The organism is Vibrio sp. ZF57 (assembly GCF_001691235.1).
In the GTDB taxonomy this organism is placed as follows: Bacteria; Pseudomonadota; Gammaproteobacteria; order Enterobacterales; family Vibrionaceae; genus Vibrio; species Vibrio crassostreae_C.
On sequence record NZ_MAKD01000137.1, the window covers coordinates 71,994 to 94,886 of the forward strand.

Annotated in this window: 22 protein-coding genes; 18 read left to right on the top strand and 4 right to left on the bottom strand. The window is 44.7% G+C overall.

The genetic code is table 11. The annotated features are described in order from the left end of the window. Positions 1-22 precede the first annotated feature (22 nt). From cmoB to A6D97_RS20215, 3 genes are all read right to left on the bottom strand, one after another. Positions 23-994 (bottom strand): tRNA 5-methoxyuridine(34)/uridine 5-oxyacetic acid(34) synthase CmoB, encoded by a 972-nt coding sequence (gene cmoB / locus A6D97_RS20205; RefSeq protein WP_009846365.1) that lies wholly within the window; start codon positions 992-994, stop codon positions 23-25. Between the two features lie 186 nt (positions 995-1,180). Continuing rightward, positions 1,181-1,909 (bottom strand): carboxy-S-adenosyl-L-methionine synthase CmoA, encoded by a 729-nt coding sequence (gene cmoA / locus A6D97_RS20210; RefSeq protein ID WP_017062083.1) that lies wholly within the window; start codon positions 1,907-1,909, stop codon positions 1,181-1,183. A gap of 139 nt (positions 1,910-2,048) precedes the next feature. Next, a complete protein-coding gene (locus tag A6D97_RS20215; RefSeq protein WP_029235140.1) occupies positions 2,049-2,954 on the bottom strand; it encodes a DUF72 domain-containing protein in 906 nt (301 codons plus the stop codon). A gap of 313 nt (positions 2,955-3,267) precedes the next feature. On the opposite strand from A6D97_RS20215, the gene aspS reads away from it, so the two are divergent. The 17 genes from aspS to A6D97_RS20300 all read left to right on the top strand — a co-directional run bounded on the left by aspS (position 3,268) and on the right by A6D97_RS20300 (position 19,455). Continuing rightward, entirely contained in the window at positions 3,268-5,040 is a 1,773-nt protein-coding gene (gene aspS, locus A6D97_RS20220; RefSeq protein WP_065585130.1) for an aspartate--tRNA ligase, read from the top strand. 159 nt (positions 5,041-5,199) lie between these two features. Then, on the top strand, positions 5,200-5,721 hold the full coding sequence (gene ruvC, locus A6D97_RS20225) for a crossover junction endodeoxyribonuclease RuvC (protein ID WP_008219936.1): 522 nt from the start codon (positions 5,200-5,202) through the stop codon (positions 5,719-5,721). Positions 5,722-5,874: 153 nt separating this feature from the next. Then, the gene (gene ruvA, locus A6D97_RS20230) at positions 5,875-6,486 is read left to right on the top strand and encodes a Holliday junction branch migration protein RuvA (protein ID WP_017062079.1); all 612 of its coding nucleotides are present in this window, start codon (positions 5,875-5,877) and stop codon (positions 6,484-6,486) included. A gap of 103 nt (positions 6,487-6,589) precedes the next feature. Then, positions 6,590-7,606 (top strand): Holliday junction branch migration DNA helicase RuvB, encoded by a 1,017-nt coding sequence (gene ruvB, locus A6D97_RS20235; protein ID WP_065585131.1) that lies wholly within the window; start codon positions 6,590-6,592, stop codon positions 7,604-7,606. 552 nt (positions 7,607-8,158) lie between these two features. Then, on the top strand, positions 8,159-9,745 hold the full coding sequence (gene cydA, locus A6D97_RS20240; protein ID WP_017062077.1) for a cytochrome ubiquinol oxidase subunit I: 1,587 nt from the start codon (positions 8,159-8,161) through the stop codon (positions 9,743-9,745). 13 nt (positions 9,746-9,758) lie between these two features. Beyond that, positions 9,759-10,895 carry a cytochrome d ubiquinol oxidase subunit II gene (cydB, locus tag A6D97_RS20245; RefSeq protein WP_017067531.1) on the top strand — a complete coding sequence of 379 codons (1,137 nt, stop codon included), beginning with the start codon at positions 9,759-9,761 and terminating at the stop codon, positions 10,893-10,895. A 31-nt stretch (positions 10,896-10,926) separates the two neighbouring features. After that, complete coding sequence (gene cydX, locus A6D97_RS20250; protein WP_000270284.1) at positions 10,927-11,034, top strand: cytochrome bd-I oxidase subunit CydX; 108 nt, start codon at positions 10,927-10,929, stop codon at positions 11,032-11,034. Beyond that, positions 11,027-11,329, top strand: coding sequence for a cyd operon protein YbgE (gene ybgE, locus A6D97_RS20255; RefSeq protein WP_017062075.1), 303 nt, complete (start codon positions 11,027-11,029; stop codon positions 11,327-11,329). Before cydX ends, ybgE begins: the two co-directional genes overlap by 8 nt. A 172-nt stretch (positions 11,330-11,501) precedes the next feature. Beyond that, positions 11,502-11,939 carry a tol-pal system-associated acyl-CoA thioesterase gene (ybgC, locus tag A6D97_RS20260; protein WP_017062074.1) on the top strand — a complete coding sequence of 146 codons (438 nt, stop codon included), beginning with the start codon at positions 11,502-11,504 and terminating at the stop codon, positions 11,937-11,939. Further along, on the top strand, positions 11,929-12,612 hold the full coding sequence (gene tolQ / locus A6D97_RS20265) for a protein TolQ (RefSeq protein ID WP_017062073.1): 684 nt from the start codon (positions 11,929-11,931) through the stop codon (positions 12,610-12,612). The genes ybgC and tolQ overlap by 11 nt, the downstream gene beginning before the upstream one ends. Before the next feature lie 3 nt (positions 12,613-12,615). Continuing rightward, positions 12,616-13,059, top strand: a complete 444-nt coding sequence (tolR, locus tag A6D97_RS20270) for a protein TolR (protein ID WP_017062072.1) — start codon at positions 12,616-12,618, stop codon at positions 13,057-13,059. 13 nt (positions 13,060-13,072) lie between these two features. Continuing rightward, positions 13,073-14,140: a cell envelope integrity protein TolA gene (gene tolA, locus A6D97_RS20275; protein ID WP_017062071.1), complete on the top strand. Its 1,068-nt coding sequence runs from the start codon at positions 13,073-13,075 to the stop codon at positions 14,138-14,140. A 12-nt stretch (positions 14,141-14,152) separates the two neighbouring features. After that, complete coding sequence (gene tolB / locus A6D97_RS20280) at positions 14,153-15,505, top strand: Tol-Pal system beta propeller repeat protein TolB (RefSeq protein WP_017062070.1); 1,353 nt, start codon at positions 14,153-14,155, stop codon at positions 15,503-15,505. A 113-nt stretch (positions 15,506-15,618) separates the two neighbouring features. Further along, the gene (gene pal, locus A6D97_RS20285; RefSeq protein WP_065585132.1) at positions 15,619-16,161 is read left to right on the top strand and encodes a peptidoglycan-associated lipoprotein Pal; all 543 of its coding nucleotides are present in this window, start codon (positions 15,619-15,621) and stop codon (positions 16,159-16,161) included. A gap of 33 nt (positions 16,162-16,194) precedes the next feature. Further along, a complete protein-coding gene (gene ybgF, locus A6D97_RS20290; protein WP_017072257.1) occupies positions 16,195-16,977 on the top strand; it encodes a tol-pal system protein YbgF in 783 nt (260 codons plus the stop codon). A gap of 209 nt (positions 16,978-17,186) precedes the next feature. After that, the gene (gene nadA / locus A6D97_RS20295; protein ID WP_065585133.1) at positions 17,187-18,248 is read left to right on the top strand and encodes a quinolinate synthase NadA; all 1,062 of its coding nucleotides are present in this window, start codon (positions 17,187-17,189) and stop codon (positions 18,246-18,248) included. 175 nt (positions 18,249-18,423) lie between these two features. Then, on the top strand, positions 18,424-19,455 hold the full coding sequence (locus tag A6D97_RS20300; RefSeq protein ID WP_017063519.1) for a potassium channel family protein: 1,032 nt from the start codon (positions 18,424-18,426) through the stop codon (positions 19,453-19,455). A 75-nt stretch (positions 19,456-19,530) separates the two neighbouring features. Here the strand turns inward: A6D97_RS20300 and A6D97_RS20305 are convergent, their stop codons facing one another. Next, the gene (locus A6D97_RS20305) at positions 19,531-20,100 is read right to left on the bottom strand and encodes a UPF0149 family protein (protein ID WP_065585134.1); all 570 of its coding nucleotides are present in this window, start codon (positions 20,098-20,100) and stop codon (positions 19,531-19,533) included. A gap of 171 nt (positions 20,101-20,271) precedes the next feature. Here A6D97_RS20305 and A6D97_RS20310 point away from each other — a divergent pair, with 171 nt between their 5' ends. Further along, a complete protein-coding gene (locus A6D97_RS20310) occupies positions 20,272-22,725 on the top strand; it encodes a hybrid sensor histidine kinase/response regulator (protein WP_065585135.1) in 2,454 nt (817 codons plus the stop codon). Positions 22,726-22,893 lie beyond the last annotated feature (168 nt).

Below are 22,893 nucleotides of genomic sequence, written 5' to 3' on the forward strand. Positions count from 1 at the left end.
TAATGGCTTTCGGGCATCACATTTATGGCTTGGTCGCCACAAGAATGGCACGTCTTGGTGCTGGGTGACCTTCAACCGTTTTACTTGGATCATTCGGGTCTAAGTAATCTGGTAGAGAGTTGTGTGTCATCCATTCTGTCGTGCGTTGCTCGCCGATTGTCGTGACATTCTCATCCACGATGCGCACGTCTTCAAAGCCGACCTGTTCAAGCCAGCGTTTCAGAGCTCGAGCAGAGGGGAAGAAGTACACGTTTCTCATCTGCGCGTAACGGTCAACAGGAACCAGAACTGCATTTTCATCGCCTTCAATCACTAAGGTTTCAAGCACTAATTCACCGCCAGACACCAATTGGTCTTTCAGTTGAATCAAGTGATCAAGCGGAGAGCGACGGTGGTATAGCACGCCCATGCTGAATACAGTGTCGTACGCTTCCAGTTTTGGTAGTTGTTCAATACCTAGAGGTAAAAGGTGCGCACGTTGGTCATCGCCCATCAACTTACGGATCGCTTCAAACTGAACCAAGAAAAGGTGAGAAGGGTCGATACCTACTGTAAGACGAGCGCCTTCGCCAAGCATGCGCCACATGTGGTAACCATTGCCACAACCTACATCGAGCACAGAACGGTTTTTAAGTGGTGAGATATGTGGAAGCACACGATCCCATTTCCAGTCACTGCGCCATTCTGTATCGATATGAATGTCGTGAACCGTGTAAGGACCTTTTCTCCAAGGGTGGAAAGTCTTTAGCAAGCTTTCTAACTTTTTAAGTTCACCCGTGTGGAACGGTGTAGAGCTGCCAATGGTCACTGAGTTTTTCAGATCAACTTGGTCAGGCACACCTTGTGGAATCTTGTTCAATGCACGTAACCAGCGGTCGAAGTCACCGTGCTCTGCATTTTGCCAATCCGTCAGCTGTTGAGGAAGAACATTTAGCCACGGCTGAAGGCGAGTATCTTGGGCAATAAGTTGATAAAAATTGGCAAAATTAAACATAGGTTTTCACTGAGTTGGTGGTGTAGAAATTAAATTTGTCACTCCATTAAGAGTGTGGACAAACATGCTAGGGAATCTCGTTTATCGTGTTTGATAAGAGATCCCCAATTCGTTTGTTCCTCGCTCTTGAGGATGACATTTTAGTACGTGCTAACGGTGTCGCGACGGTTACGTAATCTAAAATGTTTACTTTATCGCGAACATTGAACCAAAGTTGAAACATTGGAACCAGACTTCGCTGCTTGAGAAGCCAATCTTATCAAATCGCTCTCTGTGAACAGGGATCGAATCCGGGCGCATCACGTTTTCAATTGCGCTACGTTTCTGACTTACTTCTAGCTCGCTGTACCCGTTAGCACGTTTGAAATCATGGTGCAGGTCGATAAGCAGTTCATTTGAGCTTTCATCTTCGAATACGTATTTTTCTGACAGGATTAAGATCCCGCCTGGGCGCAAGCCAGCATGAATTTTCTCAAGCAGAGCGTATCGATCGTCTGGAGAAAGAAATTGCAGCGTAAAGTTAAGCACCACAACAGAAGCGTCTTTGATTTCCACTTCACGGATGTCGGCTTCAATCACTTCTACCGGTGTGTCACTGCGGTAAGCATTAACGTGCAATTTGCAGCGCTCAACCATGGCTTCTGAATTATCGATCGCGAAAATCGTGCAGCCTTCTTGCTGAATGTGACGACGCATAGAAAGTGTCGCAGCACCAAGCGAGCAGCCAAGGTCGTAAATATTTGAGTGTGGCTTTACAAAGCGCTCAGCCAGCATGCCGATTGCAGAGATGATATTGCTATAGCCAGGCACCGAACGTTGAATCATATCCGGAAATACTTCAGCAACCCTTGCATCAAAGGTGAAGTCTCCAATTTTATCAATAGGAGCGGAAAAGATATTGTCTGTGTTGCTCATAGCATTTTCTCTCGACAGTCAGCGTAATTGGCACAAAATTCGTACCAAATAAAAGGGGGCGTATTTTACGTAAAAAAAACGCCACTGTCACGAAAACTGAGATTTAGCTCAAGGTTCGAAGCTACTTACAAGTGAGAGGTTAAAACATCGAGATTTGGTGATTGCCTTTTTGAGCTGGAAACTGAGCCAGTTCGGGCAGTAATAATGATGTATTTTCAGAGACTTGCTTTTGTAGCCTCTTATAAATAGCAATCGCAAGTTCAGGTGCGTGGTTATTGTCTGGGGTGTGGATCATTAAATAGGGCTGCTTGCCTTCATTAAGCCAGTTTGGGATTTTGGCAAACCAAGGCTTAAAAAACTCAATATTAGGTTCTTGGTCTGGGTGACCAATAAATCGAATCATCGGGTTATTGGCGGTAGCAATTGCATGAACAGGAACACGCGGTTTTTTCTGATGCGCATCGATCACCGCTTCTGTGGTGGGTGGCGCAGAGAAAACGGGGCGGCTGTCCATAATGATGCGATTGATGCCTTCCTCAACCAGCCATTGGTTGAAGCGTTTTTCCGCATCGCCCTTATCAAAGAAACCTAAGTGTCGAACTTCGACGCCAAGCTGCATATCTTTTGGGAATAAGGTGCAAAACTTTTGTAGGGCAGGCAGCATGCTGGGCTCAAAACTGTGCGGCAGCTGAATCGTCCATTGACCAATACGGTCATGCAGCGGCGACATCGTCATCAAGAACTCTTTGAGTTCGGCTTGGCAGTGTCTCAGTTGTTGCTGGTGGGTGATGAATTTGGGCAATTTGAAGGTGAACTTGAAATCATCGTGACTGGCGGCTTTCCAATTGTGAACGGTAGACATACTTGGCGTAGCGTAAAAGGTGGTGTTGCCCTCAACGGTATGGAAAACTTGGGTGTATTTTTCCAAGCGTTCGGCAGGCTTGGTGCCTTTACCGTAGAACTGACTTTGCCACTCAGAATGAGACCACATAGTTAATCCAAGTCTTAGAGGTAAAGTTTCTGTTGTTATTACACGATTATCCATCTATTACACCGTTATCCATCACGCCATCAGTCATTACAAAAAGTTTTTGGGTTGAAACGAAAATCTACTTTACGAGAGTTTTGCTGATTAAGGTACTTTCGAGATATAATTATCGCAATTTTTCGGTTTTGATGAATCTTTGCGCACTTGATGGGCTAAAAAGCAGCAAAGCCAGATAAAACACAATAAATTCGAATGTGGAAGGTCGATTTTAAGCGAGTTTCCGCGTATAAATGTTCCTTTGCTCTGTTGTGTGGAATGACCACTGACAGCTTGGAAATTAGTAAATAATTAAGAGATTGGGAAATTCATTATGCGTACCCATTACTGTGGTAACCTGAACAAGTCCCTGGCGGGACAAACTGTAGAATTGTGCGGCTGGGTAAACCGTCGCCGTGATTTAGGCGGTCTTATCTTTATTGATATGCGTGATCGTGAAGGCATCGTTCAGGTTGTTGTCGATCCAGATATGAAAGATATCTTCCCGATCGCTAACCAACTGCGTAATGAATTCTGTATCAAGTTTACTGGTGAAGTACGAGTTCGTCCGGACAGCCAAGTAAATAAAGACATGGCTACTGGTGAAGTAGAACTTTACGCGACGGGTCTAGAGATCATTAACCGTTCAGAAGCGCTTCCACTAGACTTCAACCAAACGAACTCTGAAGAGCAGCGTCTTAAGTACCGTTACATCGATCTTCGTCGTCCAGAAATGAGCGACCGTATTAAGCTTCGTGCACGTGCTTCTAGCTTCGTTCGTCGTTTCCTAGATGAGAACTTATTCCTAGACATCGAAACGCCAGTACTAACGAAAGCGACACCAGAAGGTGCTCGTGACTACCTAGTACCAAGCCGTGTTCACAAAGGTAGCTTCTACGCACTTCCTCAATCTCCTCAGCTTTTCAAGCAACTGCTGATGATGTCTGGTTTTGACCGTTACTACCAAATCGTTAAATGTTTCCGTGATGAAGATTTACGTGCTGACCGTCAGCCTGAATTTACTCAAATCGATATCGAAACATCTTTCATGACTTCTCAAGAAGTACGTAACGTGACTGAGAAGCTTGTTCACGATATGTGGAAAGAACTTCTAGATGTTGAACTAGGTCAATTCCCAGTAATGCCTTTCTCTGAAGCGATTCGTCGTTTCGGTTCTGATAAGCCAGATCTACGTAACCCACTAGAGCTAGTGGACGTTGCTGACTTGGTTAAAGATGTTGAATTCAAGGTATTCTCTGGCCCAGCTAACGACGAAAAAGGTCGCGTAGCAGTTATCCGTGTTCCAGGTGGTGCTAAGCTAACTCGTAAGCAAATCGACGGCTACGCTGAACACGTAAACATCTACGGCGCGAAAGGCCTAGCTTGGATGAAGGTTAACGACCGTGCTGCAGGCATGGAAGGTATTCAATCTCCAGTTGCTAAATTCCTAAGCGAAGACGTAATCAACGGTATTCTAGATCGTACTCAAGCTGAATCTGGCGATATCATTCTGTTCGGCGCAGACAAAGCGGGCATCGTTGCTGAAGCAATGGGCGCACTTCGTCTTAAACTAGGTACGGATCTAGAGCTAACAGACACATCTGCATGGGCTCCACTGTGGGTTGTTGACTTCCCAATGTTCGAAGAAGACGGCGAAGGTAACCTACACGCAATGCACCACCCATTCACATCACCACTAGGTGTGAACGCGGAAGAGCTAAAAGCGAACCCAGCAGCAGCAAATTCTGATGCATACGACATGGTAATCAACGGCTACGAAGTAGGCGGCGGTTCTGTACGTATCCACAACGCAGAAATGCAAACAGCGGTATTTGGTATCCTAGGTATCGAAGCACAAGAGCAACAAGAGAAGTTCGGCTTCCTACTTGAAGCGCTTAAGTACGGCACGCCACCGCACGCTGGTCTAGCATTCGGTCTTGACCGTCTAGCAATGCTGCTTTGTGGTACTGAGAACATCCGTGACGTTATCGCATTTCCGAAAACAACAGCTGCAGCATGTCTACTGACAGACGCGCCAAGCCTAGCGAACCCAGCATCACTGGAAGAGCTAGCAATCGCAGTTAAACTAGCGAAGAAAGAAGACTAATCAAGCGATTAGCCTAACTTTCTACTGAAGCTTTGAGTTTTCGATAGAGCTAAATTTTGTAGTAGAACAATAAAATGCCCGTTAATTTGACGGGCATTTTTTTTTGCGTTCGATATACTAAGCTCATAAAGCATGTATAAATAATCAGTATTTGAAGTTATGTCTATTATCTTAGGGATTGACCCTGGCTCACGCATTACCGGTTACGGTGTTATTCGTCAAAATGGCCGCCACCTATATTACTTAGGGAGTGGTTGCATTCGCACCTCAGAAAAAGAGTTGCCGGGTCGACTCAAGCAGATCTATGCAGGTGTGAGCGAAATTATTACTCAGTTCCAACCGGATGTGTTTGCGATAGAGCAGGTCTTCATGGCTAAGAATGCAGACTCAGCGCTTAAGCTTGGGCAAGCTAGGGGCAGCGCGATCGTAGCGGCTGTAAATGCGGATTTGCCTGTTCATGAATACGCGGCTCGTTTAATTAAGCAAGCGGTGACGGGTAATGGTGGTGCGGACAAGTCTATGGTTCAGAACATGGTGATGAGCATGCTTAAGTTACCCGCTAAACCACAGGCCGATGCTGCCGATGCTCTAGGCGTAGCGATCACTCACGCCAACACCAATAAAACTTTGATAGCGCTTGCGGGTAAAGCAACAGGTGCAAGAAAAGGGCGTTACCGATAACCATAGGCTATGGCGTTTCTGAAGACAGAATCATTCGGTTTCTTAAGCTAAGCAAGCTTAAATAAATCATCCTAATAAACACAAAGAACTGGATAAGCATCCAGTTCTTTTATATTCTGTCCCTCAAATTATATTCCATCAAGAGAGTGAATTGTGATCGGACGTCTACGCGGTACATTAATAGAAAAACAGCCACCAGAATTACTAATCGAAGTGAGTGGCGTTGGCTATGAAGTTCAAATGCCAATGAGCTGTTTTTACGAATTACCAAACGTGGGCGAAGAGGCAATCATCTACACGCACTTTGTTGTACGTGAAGATGCGCAGCTACTTTATGGTTTTAACACGGTTAAAGAGCGTGCGCTGTTCCGTGAAGTGATCAAAGCGAACGGTGTGGGCCCTAAGCTAGGCCTTGGCATTCTTTCAGGCATGACGGCTAGCCAGTTTGTTCAAAGTGTTGAACGTGAAGACATCTCGACGCTGGTTAAACTTCCGGGTGTGGGTAAGAAAACCGCTGAACGTCTGGTTGTTGAAATGAAAGACCGCCTGAAAGGGTGGGGCGCGGGTGACTTGTTTACTCCAGCGACAGATGCAGCTCCGATTGATTCTATGCCAACCGTTCACGACGCGGAAGAAGAAGCGGTAAGTGCGCTACTTGCATTAGGCTACAAGCCGACTCAAGCTTCCAAGGTGGTTTCTCAAGTGGCTAAAGATGGCATGACCAGCGAACAGTTGATTCGCGAAGCTCTGAAATCGATGGTTTAATACCCAATATACTTGTTCGACAAAATAGACTCATTCACTTTGCCTTTACACAGAGTCAAGAAGCGCAGAGTCAACAAGAGCATAGTTAGGAATAGCAGAATTTATGATTGAAGCCGATCGCCTTATTGCACCGGATAACCCAGTATTCAAAGATGAAGATGTCATTGATCGTGCAATACGCCCTAAAGCACTGGCTGACTATCAAGGTCAGGATCACGTTCGTGGCCAGATGGAGATTTTCATCAAAGCGGCACAACTGCGTAACGAGGCGCTCGACCATCTGTTGATATTTGGCCCTCCAGGCTTGGGTAAAACCACGTTGGCGAACATTGTTGCCAATGAGATGGATGTCAACATTCGTACGACTTCAGGCCCTGTTCTAGAAAAAGCAGGCGACCTAGCGGCGTTACTGACCAATCTCGAAGAAAATGATGTCCTGTTCATTGATGAGATTCACCGTTTAAGCCCTGTGGTTGAAGAGGTGTTGTACCCTGCAATGGAAGACTACCAATTAGATATCATGATTGGTGAAGGCCCAGCGGCACGCTCTATCAAGATTGACCTTCCTCCTTTTACTTTGATTGGCGCAACCACTCGTGCTGGCTCACTGACATCGCCGTTACGTGACCGTTTTGGTATTACTCAGCGTCTTGAGTACTACAAGGTTGAAGATCTACAAAACATCGTTCAGCGCAGTGCAGATTGCCTTGGTCTTTCTATGGAGTCCGAAGGGGCGCTAGAAGTTGCTCGCCGAGCTCGTGGTACGCCACGTATTGCTAACCGTCTACTACGTCGTGTTCGTGACTATGCGGAAGTGAAAGGCGATGGACATATTTGCCCAGACGTTGCAGATAAAGCACTCAACATGCTGGACGTTGACGCCAAAGGCTTTGACTACATGGATAGAAAGCTTCTGCTTGCGATAATGGAGAAGTTTGGTGGTGGTCCGGTTGGTATCGACAACATGGCAGCTGCGATTGGTGAAGAGAGAGACACCATTGAAGATGTGTTGGAACCTTACTTGATTCAGCAAGGTTACTTACAAAGAACGCCAAGAGGTCGAATCGCGACCGACAGAGCGTATTTACACTTTGGAATAGATAAACCGTCTAATCGTTAAATTATTCATTTTCAAAGATCCCAGTTGCATAAGCGCTGGGATTTTTTGCTTTTTATTGAATAACAACTCTTTGAGCGATTCGATAAAAAGGCTGAATAGCCTCTGTCAAAAATGAAAACTTTGATTGCAGGTTTGATTTAGCTAGCAAAAAATGAAATAAGTTGTCATATTTTTTGTTAATACTTTATAGGTAGTTGTAATTCGTATGTTGAAGTGGTGCTGAGCTTTTGTCACAGATATCATGCGCTGTTATTAACAGAGGCTAAATTGGTGTGATTTTAATCATGATTGTACAAAAATAACTCTAATTTGCTCGAATAAAATTGATACAAATCAACGCAAGGTTCTCCTATAAACCTTTTGAAACATACTGATTTTACCAGTAATATTAGCGCCAGCTATATTAGCTCATGCTTAACAATAATCTAACTATAACGGTACGTTTTTGCTACAAATTTCAATTTGTAATAACAATTACACAAATTGTTTTAACATGGATTTTTGCGGTGAATAATCACACAAGTGTCATTCAGCCGACACAAAGGAGTTACCATGATTGATGTTGTTGATCTGTCGCGATTGCAATTTGCATTTACAGCGATGTATCACTTCCTATTTGTTCCACTGACTTTAGGTATGGCATTTCTACTTGCCATTATGGAGTCAGTTTATGTAATGACTGGCAAGCAAATTTACAAGGACATGACTAAGTTCTGGGGTAAATTGTTTGGTATTAACTTTGCTCTTGGTGTAGCGACAGGCTTAACCATGGAGTTCCAGTTCGGTACTAACTGGTCTTACTATTCTCACTATGTTGGCGACATCTTTGGTGCTCCGCTGGCTATCGAAGCGCTTGTTGCATTCTTCCTAGAGTCTACTTTTGTTGGTCTTTTCTTCTTCGGTTGGGACAGATTGTCGAAGCGTCAGCACTTAGCGGTAACGTGGTTAGTAGCTCTTGGCTCTAACTTCTCAGCGCTTTGGATCTTGGTAGCGAACGGCTGGATGCAAAACCCAGTGGGTGCGGAATTTAACTTTGAAACCATGCGTATGGAAATGGTGAGCTTCGCTGAAGTTGTCCTAAACCCAGTAGCGCAGGTTAAATTCGTACACACAGTAGCGTCTGGTTACACTACGGGTGCAATGTTCATCCTTGGTATCAGCTCATACTACATTCTTAAAGGTCGTGACCTTGCCTTTGCTCGTCGTTCTTTTGCGATTGCAGCATCTTTCGGTATGGCGGCGATCTTGTCAGTAATCGTACTAGGTGATGAATCTGGTTACGAGCTTGGTGAAGTTCAAAAAGTGAAGCTCGCTGCTGTAGAAGCGGAATGGCACACTGAAGAAGCACCAGCCGCATTTACTGTTTTTGGTATTCCAAACCAAGAGACAATGAATACTGACTACGCAATTAAAATTCCTTACGTAATGGGTATCATCGCAACGCGTTCGCTTGATACTGAAGTAACGGGCCTACGTGACCTACGTGATGACCACGTTGATCGTATCCGTACTGGTATGTACGCGTACGAGCTGCTTGAAAAGCTACGTGCAGGCGATAAGTCTGAAGAAAACATGGCTGCGTTCGACGAAGTGAAAGGTGACCTAGGTTACGGCTTGCTTCTTAAGCGCTACACAGACGACGTTGTTGATGCAACTGAAGACCAAATCCAAATGGCTGCGGATGATTCTATCCCAACAGTTTGGCCTCTATTCTGGTCATTCCGTCTGATGGTTGCTTGTGGCTTCATCATGCTGTTTGTATTCGGTGCTGCGTTTGTTCAAACGTGTCGTCAGAAAATCGAACAGAAACCATGGGTACTTAAAGCTGCGCTATTCTCAATCCCACTTCCTTGGATTGCGATTGAAGCAGGTTGGTTCGTTGCTGAGTTTGGTCGTCAACCATGGGCGGTTGGTGAAATCCTACCGGTTAACGTTGCTGCATCAGCACTGACTATTGAACAGCTTTGGACTTCTCTATTCGCTATCCTGGCACTTTACACAGTGTTCTTGATTGCTGAAGTTTACCTAATGCTGAAATTCGCACGTAAAGGTCCAAGTAGCTTGAAGACAGGCCGTTACCACTTCGAACAAAACGATAACTCTGTTGAAGACAAAGTTAGCCGTTCAGTTGAAGTATAAGTGAGGGAATATTATGTTTGATTACGAAAGCTTACGACTTATTTGGTGGGTATTGATCGGTGTTCTACTGGTTGGTTTCGCCGTAACTGATGGCTTTGATATGGGTGTTGCCGCTCTGTCACCTGTTATCGGTAAGAGCGACACTGAACGTCGTATTATGCTAAACACGATTGCCCCTCACTGGGATGGTAACCAAGTTTGGCTTATCACTGCGGGTGGTGCATTGTTTGCTGCATGGCCACTGGTTTACGCAACGTCGTTTTCTGGCTTCTACTTCGCAATGTACGCGACGTTAGCAGCGCTTTGGTTACGTCCACTTGCACTTGACTACCGCTCTAAGATCGAAGATCCAAAATGGCGCAAAACTTGGGACTATGCACTTTGCTTTAGTGGCGCAGTACCACCAATCATTTTCGGTGTGGCATTTGGTAACCTACTACAAGGTGTTCCATTTGAACTGAACGAATTTATGATGTCTAAGTACCATGGTACGTTCTTCGCTCTGCTTAACCCATTTGCATTGCTTTGTGGTGTGTTGGCTCTGATGTTGTTCGTGATGCAAGGTGCAACATGGCTTCAAATGAAGACAACAGAAGCGCTGCACGCTCGTGCTCGTAACGTTGCTCAGATCACTGGCCTAATTGCTATTGCTCTATTCGTTATTGGTGGTTTCTGGGTTCAATCTATCGAAGGCTATGTAATTACGAGCACTATCGATACGTTTGCTGACTCAAACCCACTAAACAAAGAAGTATCACTTCAAGTGGGTGCTTGGATGACAAACTTCGAAACTTATCCAGCAATGTGGGCTGCGCCGATCCTTGGTGTAGCAATGCCACTGCTTGCTGTGATTGCATCTCGCTTTGAGCGTGGTGGTTTCGCATTCTTGTTCTCAAGCCTATCGAACGCTGGTGTTATTCTAACGGCTGGTTTTGCAATGTTCCCATTCGTAATGCCATCAAGCCTGAACCCTAACCAAAGCTTGACTATGTGGGATTCAACAGCGAGTGAGCTAACGCTTGGTCTTATGACTGTCGTTGCGGCGGTAATGGTTCCTGTGATTCTTGGCTACACAACTTGGACATACTACAAAATGTTCGGTCGTCTAGATAAGAAACACATCGAAGATAACGACGTTTCAGCTTACTAAGCTAGAAGTGAAATAACTTAGGAGAAATTTTATGTGGTATTTCGCATGGATTTTGGGTGTACTTCTAGCATGTGCATTCGGCATCATCAATGCTCTATGGCTAGAGCATTCAGAAATGATGGACAAAGACAGTGAGTAATCTCGCAGAGCAAATCGCTAAGCTGCATCAACCAATGGATAAGACTCTGCTTAGAGCCTTAGCCCTAGTATTGGGTTTCATGCATGTGGGTTTAGTGATGTGGGATCCTGAAGCGTATGCGACAAGCATCGGTGGCTTTAACGCGATCATCGGACCAATGTTTATTTGGGCAGTATGCTCAAGCATGGTTTACGGTATCGGATTTAAGCCAAGAGCTTGGATGTGGCAGCTACTGTTTAGCCCATATGTTTCACTCACAATTTTGCTCTACCTAACGGTGCTGCGCCTTCTATAAAAGGCAAAGGATTTAGGTTCATAACAACGTGAGCCTTTATACTTGTTGGGTTTTTAGCCAAAAAGAGGTCATCTTATACAGATGGCCTTTTTTTTCGTCTCTCAAATCAAAAAATTCACAGCGATATACTATTAATGATAAGGAGTTAGGTTATAGTGAGATCTTTATCGTTTTGGATTGTGGTAGCAAATTGCAGGGATTATCTAAGCTATTTACGTGGCCAGTGACTGTGTATTACGAAGACACCGATGCGGGTGGCGTTGTATACCATTCAAACTATCTTAAGTTTTTCGAACGCGCTCGAACTGAGATGTTGCGCTCAATTGGCGTTTCTCAGCAAGTATTGTTAGAACAAAACATCGGTTTTGTAGTCCGACATATGGACATTGATTTTATTCAAGGCGCGCGTCTTGATGATTCTTTACAAGTCATTACAAATATTTACGAGTTGAAGCGAGCTACCTTGGTCTTCTGTCAAGAGATCGTAAATCCTGATGGCAAGGCATTGTGTAAAGCAATGGTTAAGGTAGCATGTATCGATAATCAAAAAATGAAACCCAAAGCAATGCCAACATTTATTCTCACGGAGCTAACGAATAGTGACTGCTGAAATCTCAATCTTAGGCCTAATTTTAGAAGCTAGTTTACTAGTTAAGATGGTCATGCTGACTCTTATGGGCATGTCTGTTGTTTCTTGGGCGATGATCATAAAAAGAAGTAAAGTGTTATCTCAAGCTTCTAAACAAACAGAAGTGTTTGAAGACAAATTTTGGTCAGGCGTTGATCTTGCAAAACTGTACCAAGAGAGCAACAAACGCAAAGACGAGCTTTCTGGTACTGAAGAAATTTTCTACGCAGGCTTTACTGAGTTCGCTCGCCTTCGTAAATCGAATGCAACATCACCTGACTTCATTATGGAAGGCACTGGCCGTGCGATGCGCGTTGCCGTTGCTCGTGAGGTTGATGAACTAGAAACTAACTTACCTTTCTTGGCGACCGTTGGCTCTATCAGCCCATACATCGGCCTATTTGGTACGGTTTGGGGCATCATGCACTCATTCATCGCATTAGGTGAAGTGAAGCAAGCGACGCTCGCAATGGTTGCTCCTGGTATTGCAGAAGCACTGATCGCAACAGCAATGGGTCTATTCGCTGCGATTCCAGCGGTAATGGCGTACAACCGCTTCAGCAGCCGAGTAGGCAAGCTAGAACACAACTACGCGACTTTCTCTGAAGAGTTTCACAGTATTCTTCACCGTCAAGCGATGGCTGGCAGGGAATAATAGATGGCTGGATACCAACCTAAAAAACGCAAAATGACAGCAGAGATTAACGTTGTACCTTACATCGACGTTATGCTTGTTTTGCTGATCATTTTTATGGTGACTTCGCCGTTTGTTACTCAAGGCGTTGACGTTGAATTGCCTCAGGCTTCAACGGCTAAATCGGCACAAGACCTACTGGGTGACGACAATGCAAGTTTCATCATCGTTGAAGTGAACAAAGACGGTGAACTTGGCTTGAGCGTGAATGACGAAGAAGTACAGCGTGGCTTATCAATGGAAGATATTATCGTCCGTGTGAAAGCCGAGTTGTCTCTGAAGCCAAACTCTCCAGTGGCGGTTGGTGGTGATGCCGCAACGCCATACGCTGAAGTGGTTTTATTACTTGATGAATTAAGCCGTGCAGGTGTGCCAAAGGTTGGCCTTTTAACGGATATAAGGGAATAGCTCCGTAGCATTCATGAAAGCGAATAATAAAAAATCCAATAATTTCAGATCACCGCTTCTTATTTCTCTTGGGCTGCACGTCATTTTATTCGTTGCGCTCATTTGGGGGGCGGATTTCACGATGTCAGAGCCAAAGCCTACAGGGCAGATGGTTCAAGCTGTGGTGATTGATCCTCAGTTGGTTCGCCAGCAAGCTCAACAGATTCGTCAACAAAGAGAAGCGGCAAGCAAGAAAGAGCAAGAGCGTCTTGACAAACTAAGACGTGAAAGCGAACGACTTGAAAAGAATCGTAAAGCTGAAGAAGAAAATATTCGCAAGCTAAAAGAACAGCAAGCGAAAGAAGCTAAAGCAACTCGTGAAGCTGAAAAGCGTCGAGTTGAGAAAGAGAAACAACGCAAAGCTGAAGAAGCGCGTTTACAGCAAGAGCAAAAGAAAGCCGCTAAAGCCGAAGCTGACCGTAAGCTAAAAGAAGCTGCGTTAGTGAAAGCCGAGAACGAGCGTAAAGCCAAAGAAGCGGCAATCGCAAAAGCTGAACAAGAACGCGTGGCAAAAGAAAAAGCAGCGAAAGAGGCAGCAGACAAAGCTCGTAAAGAGAAAGAAGCCGCTGAACTCGCGGAAAAGCAACGCATAGCGAAAGAGAAAGAAGCGGCAGCCGCAGCAGAGAAAGCCCGTAAGGCAAAAGAAGCTGCAGCAAAAGCAGAAAAAGAGCGTAAACAACAAGAAGCCGCATTGAACGATATCTTTGCTGGGCTTGAAACTGAAGCGACTCAAAACTCTTCAGCAAGACAACAATTTATCACTGATGAAGCGCAACGTTACGGGGCTATCTATACCCAACTGATTCAACAGAACCTGTTGTTAGAAGACAGCTATCGAGGACGCTCATGTCGAGTGAACCTTAAGCTGATTCCAACGGGCTCTAACGCGATATTGGGTAGTTTGAGTATCTTAGATGGCGATAGCCGTTTATGTGCAGCAACCAAGCGTGCGGTGGCACAAGTACAATCTTACCCGTTGCCTAAAGACCCAGACATTGTGAACTCACTGAAAGACATTAACTTAACTGTATCACCAGAGTAAAAGGACGAACTTGTGTTAAAGAAACTATTACTGAGTTTTGTTTTCTTAATAGCTACAAGCAGCCAGTTTGCACATGCAGCGCTGGAGCTGGTTATTACAGACGGTATTAACTCTGCAAGACCTATCGCTATTGTACCTTTCCGTTGGGAAGGCTCAGAGCCATTGCCACACGATGTATCAGCGGTTATCGCTTCTGACTTACAGCGCAGTGGTAAATTCAGCCCAGTTGCGACAAGCAAAATGCCTCAAACGCCTTACAGCGAAACTGAGGTTAACTTTGATGCTTGGACTAACCTAGGTGTTGACTCATTGCTTACCGGTAGTATCACTAAAAATGCCGAAGGGCAGTATGTGGTGAATTACCAATTGATCGATATTGTTCGTGGTCAACTGACCAAAGGACAAAGTCGTGCGCTGAGTGATGAAGGCCAATTAGTGCTTTCTAAAGATCACGTTCTATTCAATAAGAAGGCTACGGTTCCTGGTAATCGCTTGAGAGAGTACGCACACCGTATCTCAGACCTAGTGTATGAAGAGCTAACTGGTGAGAAAGGCGCGTTCTTAACTCGTATCTCTTACGTGGTAGTGAACGATAAAGACAAGTACCCGTATCAACTTCGTGTTGCTGACTACGATGGCTTTAACGAGCGTTTAGTACTTCGTTCTAAGCAGCCTCTCATGTCTCCAGCATGGTCACCAGACGGCAAAAAGCTAGCTTATGTGAGCTTCCAGAATGGCCAAGCTGAAATATTCATCATGAATATTTACACGGGTGAACGTGAGAAAGTGACGTCATACCCTCGTCACAATGGTGCGCCAAGATTCTCGCCAGATGGTAAAACATTGGCATTGGTATTGTCGAAAACGGGCAGCCTTCAGGTGTACACACTTGACCTTGCTAGCCGTAAGCTGACTCAAATTACCCGCGGCCGTTCGAATAATACTGAACCATTCTGGCACCCAGATGGCAAGTCTCTTATTTTCACATCGGATCGTGGTGGTAAACCACAGATTTATAATGTAAATTTGTCCAATAATTCGACTTCTCGTATTACTTGGCAAGGTAGCCAAAACTTAGGTGGCCAGATCACTCCTGATGGTCGATTCATGATCATGGTGAATCGCAGCAACTCAGGTTTTAACTTGGCTAAGCAAGATTTGGAAACCGGTGCGGTTCAGGTACTAACAAAAACATTGTTAGATGAGTCTCCAAGTATTGCACCGAATGGAGGTATGGTTATCTATAGCTCTATTTACAACAAAACAAATGTACTATCGATGGTTTCTATCGATGGACGTTTTAAAGCTAGATTACCGGCAACTAACGGACGCGTAAGAGCGCCTGCATGGTCACCGTTCCTCTAGGGAAAATTACATATTCTTTTAGCTATTGATAGTGTTAACTATTGTGGCATTTAACTATCTATAGCACTCTTAGTCGCTGTAGAAACTAAGTTTGATAACGTAAGGAAAAAAAGATGCAACTTAACAAAGTTCTTAAAGGCTTGATGATTGCACTACCAGTGATGGCAGTAACGGCATGTAGCTCAACTGATGAAGCAACATCTGCAACATCTGGTACTGAAAGCAACCAAACAACTTCAGGTTCAGAAGGCAATGTAGACACAACTGTTGTAACGCCAATTGACGCTAGCGGTCAACTGTCTGAGCAAGAGCTTAAAGAGCAAGCGCTACGTGAAACTCAAACAATCTACTTCGCATTCGATAACTCTACTATCGCTGGCGATTACGAAGAAATGCTAGCAGCTCACGCAGCATACCTAGTTAAGAACGTTGACATGAACGTTACTATCGAAGGTCACGCTGATGAGCGCGGTACTCCTGAGTACAACATCGCACTTGGCGAGCGTCGTGCACAAGCTGTAGCGAAATACCTACAAGCTCTAGGTGTTCAAGCTGACCAAATCTCTATCGTAAGCTACGGTGAAGAGAAGCCACTTCTTCTAGGTCAATCTGAAGATGTGTACGCTAAAAACCGTCGCGCAGTACTAGTTTACTAATTTTAGTAGACTATATAATTGAGGAATTGCCTCATGTTCAGTAACACAAAGCGAGTCATTTTGCTTTCGTTACTGGCAAGTGCAGCGAACACCGCGTTCGCTGCACCAGCTCCAGTATCCGATCTCAATAGCACCGCAACCAATTCATCATCTTCCTCTCGATCAGCATCTAACGAATCAGATATTGAGCGTTTAGAGCGCCTGCTTCAAAATCGCAATCTCGTTCAGCTTCAAATGCAACAGCAAATCGACGACATGGCACTGGAGATCAGTGAACTTCGTGGTGAGCTGGAACGAAACAGCTACGATATGAAGCAAATGCTAGAGCGTCAGCGTGAACTGTTCATTGAACTGGATCGCGTAAGAGGCGAGGTGAAAGCAGCAGGAACAGCAACGGTAGCAGTGGCGGCGAGCGAAGGCTCTAAAGACGCTTCTGGTACGTTCAGTACTGATGTGGATGAGCAAACTGCTTATCAAAATGCTGTAGATATGATTCTAAAGCAACGAGACTACACGGGTGCTATCGCTGCATTCCAAAAGTTTCAAAAAGACTTCCCAGATTCTACCTTCACGCCTAATTCTCATTACTGGTTAGGTCAGCTTTATTTTGCTAAGAAGCAAGATAAAGAAGCCGTGAAAAGTTTTGCCGCTGTTGTATCTTACAAAGACTCAAATAAGCGAGCAGATGCACTGGTTAAGCTTGGTGACATAGCAGCGCGCAACAACAACGCGACGCAAGCTAAGAAATATTACCAACAAGTCGTAACCGAGCACCCAAACAGTGCTTCGGCTAAAGTGGCCAAAACCCACTTATAACCAAAATAGGGGTGCTTAGGCGCCTCTTTTTTATACCTGTTCACTTCCGTTTAGTGTTTACTTCTCTTGCTAGTGATGACAACACATCGCCTTGTTTATGCGTTTTAAGCATTAGCTAGTCACCGCTTGCAACCAATCCTTTTTGATCCCAATCGCTGTCCTGTGTAGAATACTCGGATTCTCGGAAGAAGTTGCGTAGAGCAAGAGCAATGAGTCATATACTAGATAAAATCGATACAGTTTACCCGTTTCCGCCTAAGCCAGTTCCATTGAGCGACGCTCAGAAACAGGCCCACATCGCAAACATCAAAAAACTACTTCAAGAAAAAGATGCAGTTCTAATTGCACACTACTACACCGATCCTGAAATTCAGGCTCTGGCAGAAGAAACTGGTGGTTTCGTTGGCGATTCATTAGAGATGGCTAAGTTCGGTAACCGTCACTCAGCAAGCACTTTGATCATCGCTGGTGTTCGTTTCATGGGTGAGTCTGCAAAGATTCTTACTCCTGAAAAACGCATTTTAATGCCAACACTTGAAGCTGAATGTTCGCTTGATCTTGGCTGCCCAGCTGACAAATTTACAGAATTTTGTGATGCTCACCCTGACCACACTGTGGTTGTATACGCGAACACCTCTGCAGCTGTTAAAGCTCGTGCAGACTGGGTAGTTACGTCGAGCATCGCTTTAGAAATCGTTGAAAGCCTAGACGCTGAAGGCAAATCCATTATTTGGGGGCCAGACCGTCACCTAGGTTCTTACATCGCAAATCAAACTGGCGCTGACATGTTGCTTTGGCAAGGTGAGTGTATCGTTCATGATGAGTTCTCAGCTGATGCTTTGAAGAAAATGAAATCGGTATACCCAGAAGCGGCTATCTTGGTTCACCCAGAATCACCAGCAAGCGTGGTTGAACTGGCTGATGCTGTAGGCTCAACAAGCCAACTGATCAAGAAAGCAAAAGAGCTGCCTCATCCACAGATGATTGTTGCGACAGACAAAGGCATCTTCTTCAAGATGCAGCAATTGGTTCCTGAAAAAGAGCTGATTGAAGCGCCGACAGCGGGTGCTGGTGCAACGTGTCGTAGCTGCGCACACTGTCCTTGGATGGCAATGAACGGCCTTGAAGCGATTGAAAACGCGCTTGAGAATGGTGGTGAGCAACACGAAATCTTCGTTTCTGACGAATTACGCGTGAAGTCTCTTATTCCATTGAACCGCATGCTAGATTTTGCAGAGCAGTTAAATGTGCAGGTAAAAGGTAACGCGTAAGTCGTTCTTTTATCTAACCAATAAAAAAACCAGCCAATAGTGCTGGTTTTTTTGCATCTGCGTATAGGCCGCCAATATCAATCTTGTGGTCATGTATCTTTTTCTGATGATACATCTTGTTGATATCGCGTATTTTTTCTAGCATGTAAGTAAGAGGAAAAGATTAGAGGCTCGAATGATAATCTGGTTACAACTCAAACGCTGGATCAAAGCAAACATCTTTGTTTTGAATGGCAAAAACTTACTGTTCACTTTTCTTGGCTACATCGCTTTATCGTGGTCGATGCTGTATTTGGCGGGTGAAACAGATTTAACCAGTTCGGTTACCGTATTCGCTTACTACTTGGTGGTGACGGCTTCTACGGTTGGTTATGGTGATTTATCACCGACCACGGTAGCGGGGCAGTGGATCGTTATTCTATTTGTGATTCCAGGCGGGTTGAGCCTTTTTGCCGCGTTGCTCGGTAAAGTGGCGACAGAAGGTGTTGAATATTGGCGAGCGGGCTTGCTAGGAAAAAGGAGAGTTAGAGTGGACAACCACATTTTGATGTTGGGGTGGAATGAGCAAAGAACCATTCATCTCATCCGCATGCTACAACACGAAGAAACGGGTAAACGACCAATCGTGCTATGTACGCGTTCAGATATCGAGAACCCGTTACCCGGTGAAATCAATTTCGTCAAAGTAAACAGCTACACCGATGGCAAAGAGATGGAGAAAACGGGCATTGAGTCTGCAAGTTGCATCCTGATTGATAACCCAGAAGACGACATTACGTTATCTGCGGCGCTTTACTGTGCCAACCGAAACCCTAAAGCGCACCTTCTTGTTTACTTTAAAGATGAAGCGCTGAGCGATTTGTTACACAAGCATTGCCCTAACTCAGAATGTATTCCAGCGGTGGGTGCTGAGATGCTAGCAAAGGCTGCGGTAGACCCAGGTTCCAGTGCGCTTCACCAAGAATTATTGAGCTCAACAAGAGGCATGACACAGTATTCAACGTATTTCCCTGAAGACGCTGAGTCTGTCACCGTCGCGCCTATTTTCTCAGTGTTTAAAGAGAAGTATCAAGCAACTCTGATCGCCATTGATACGGGGAGCGGTATTGAACTCAACCCAGAGTTAGATCAAGTGGTCAGCAGTGGCACTAAGCTGTTTTATATTGCTGATGAGCGAATTGATGACTTCGATTGGAAAGGCTTCTAAAGCGACTATTTTATTTCGTCTGAAAACTAAAAAAGGCCTCATAATGAGGCCTTTTGGCTTGTATAAAGCTAACTGTTATTGAGCTTCAGCCAGTGCAATGCCACGCTGCGTTAGTCCGCAAAGCATCACAGGAACAGCGTTAAAGATCTCTTCGAACTGCTCTAGGCCTTCGATGCCTTGCTCTGCAAGCGTAGCAATTGACGTTTCTGGATCGTAAAGCATGCTCAGTGACAGCAGGACACCGCCAACGAGTGCGTTATCTTCGCTCTCTTCAGGCATTAGTGTTTCCCAATCGTCGCGAGCAATCTGCCAGCCTTGAAGCAAGCCTTCACAAAAATCACGAGCGGCAGTGTTCACCACTTCTTCTTCGTCTAATTGACAAGCTTCAGGCCAAACCCAAGTCCCTTCAATCAGTTCTGGGCGGGTTTTATTCCAAAGCTCGATGATAACTTCAATGTAGCTTTCTAGCTGTTCACCATCCGTAAAAGGTGCGACTTCTTCGCCACCCCATAAGAACGGTAGCCACTCATGCGGGGTTAACACATTCGGTGCCGCTGCCATTGCAGTGACAAAGCCCATTGTTTTGTGTTCTGTGATTAGCTTTCCTTCCAACTCTGGAAGCGCAAGAATATCTTGTAAAGTCAAAGTGAGGTACCGTAAAAGGGAACATATTTGCGCTTATAGTACCAATGAACTTGTGCCAATCAAGCTTCAATCTAAAAAGGCTTGATGTCATGGATGATAAACACTAGGTTTAACAGAAAAGAAAACAATAAAAGAATTATGCAGATACGGTCGTCTTTAAAGAAAAAAAGCATGGTAGCGCTTGGATTATACCTTGCGATGTTTATTGCCATTGTCGGTAGTGTGACGTATTACGTCGTAGAATCCCCTGTGCGCGCCAAATTACAACAAAACCTCGACTTGCGTACGCAACTGTTATCCGCATTGATTACAGAGCCACTCAGTAGTTCTCGAGGCTTCGTAGACAGTCTCGTTGGGTTTGTTCAAGCGCATCGTAACGGTGATGATGTTATTCCGCTATTTAAGTCCATGTTGGCGGCGAGCGACGATACAATTGTCAGTGCCGGTATTTGGCCTGAACCTTATGCGCTCGATTCTAAAAAGCTTCTCAACAGTTACTTTTTTAATAAAGCCGACGATGGAAGAATCGATCAGATATATTCTTACAACAACCCCAAAAATGCCCCTTATCAAGAAGAGTATTGGTACACCTCTGTCGTCAACAAAAAACAAGGAACGATCTCTTGGAGCGATGTGTATATCGACCCATACACACACGTTCGAATGATTACGGCGTCTTCCCCTTATTATTACGACGGTACTTTTGCCGGTGTTGCCACGGTGGATCTCTCGCTCGAAGAGCTGCTTGGTTTTATCAAGAACCACGCCGAAGAATACAACCTTGGCATTACGCTCAGAGATAAGCTTAACCAAGTGTTGGTTTCGCATAACTTTAATCTCGTTGAAGGCATTTACATCAGTAGCAATCAATTTGGTGATTTCGGCTGGCAAGTGGATGTGGTGAACTCCAAATCACGAGTAGAAGACGAAGTGTTTCGTCAGGTGATGAGCATTGAAGGCGGTATTGTTCCGCTATTGCTACTTTGTGTCATGGCGGGGTATTACTTATTGAACCGTTATTTGATTAGTCCAATCACAAGGATTGCAGCACAGGTTGATAGCTCGAAAGCCGGCGAAATCATTGATGTGGATTACCCGAGTAATGACGAAATCGGCCATTTGATTAAAACCTTCAACGAAAAGACCATTTATCTCGAAGCGGAAAAGGTTAAAGCTCAAGCATCCACCAATGCAAAAACCGCTTTCCTTGCGACCTTGTCACATGAAATTCGCACTCCGATGAATGGGGTATTGGGTACCGCTCAAATCCTATTAAAAACGCCTCTAAATTCTGAACAAGAGAAGCATCTTAAGAGCTTGTATGAGTCCGGCGATCATATGATGACTCTACTCAACGAGATCTTAGACTTCTCGAAGATCGAGCAGGGCAGGTTGGATCTTGATGAAACGCGTTTCCCGCTTGATTCGATCATCGGCAGTATTAACAGTGTTTACTACACATTGTCTTCCGAGAAAGGGCTTCAATTCAAAGTGTACTCTGAGGTGACTTCGGGTCGTTGGTACTTCTCAGATAAAGCTCGCCTTCGCCAAATTTTGTTTAATCTATTGAACAACGCGGTGAAGTTCACCTCCAGAGGCTTTGTTGAGGTGTACCTGAAAGAAGTTGTAGAGGGGAGTGACACCTATCTGAGCATTCGAGTTCGTGATACCGGAATTGGTATTTCTAAAGAAGCTCAGAAGCGTATTTTTAAACCGTTTGAACAAGCGGAGTCTTCGACCACAAGGCGTTTTGGCGGTACTGGCCTTGGCCTCGCGATTGTGAAGAAAATTGCCCAGTTGATGGATGGCAGTATTACCGTCACCAGTGAAGAAGGGATAGGCACGAGTTTTGATGTTCGCTTGAAGATTCAGCCATGTCAGCCAGGAGAAATCGAGAGTTTGCCACATAAGAAGTTGGACTACTCTGGCTTAAAGGTACTGATCGTCGAGGACAACCGAACGAATACGGTGATCATTGAAGCCTTCATGAGCAGTAAAGGCTTTACCTGTAAGAGCGTCGAAAACGGTGAACTTGCGATACAAGCCGTGGTTGCTGAGCGCTTTGATTTGGTGCTCATGGATAACCATATGCCTGTGATGGATGGCGTTGAATCAACCACTGCTATTCGTGCTTTGATAGGCGATGTGTCATCGGTATTGGTGTTTGGTTGTACGGCTGATGTCTTTAAAGAGACTCGTGAGCGTATGTTGGGGGCAGGTGTGGATTATATTATTGCTAAGCCGATTGACGAGCGTGAACTGGATGATGCCTTGTTCCGCTATTCAAATAAGCTTTATCAATACCATGAAGTAAAAGCGGATGAGCTCGAAAGCCAAGACGTAAAACCACACGATTCGAAAAGTAAAAGCGAGTCACTGCCTAAACCTGATCTTCGCAACAAAGATAACACTGAAGAGCTGTTAGTGACGTTGTATGTGGCGCTAGAAGACAACAACCTAGAACTGATTCAATTTGCACTAGAGAGCCTACGTGTCCACGTTGAAGCTATGAACAACGCGGAACTTACTGAACAAGTCGATAAAGCGTTAGAGCAGGTTGCTTTAGGATCACCACCTACACAAGATGTCATTAATATCATTACTGTAAATCTACCTATGGCTTAAATGTTGTTTAATTACGGTTAGTAAATGACGAACTGTCCAATATTTGACCTTGGTTGGATTTTTTGGTGAAAGTGACTGCTTTTAAAGTGGTTTTTGGTTGTTAATTTACAACTTGATTTTTAATTTGGAGTGTATGACTACTAATCTTGTGATTTAATAGCGACATTA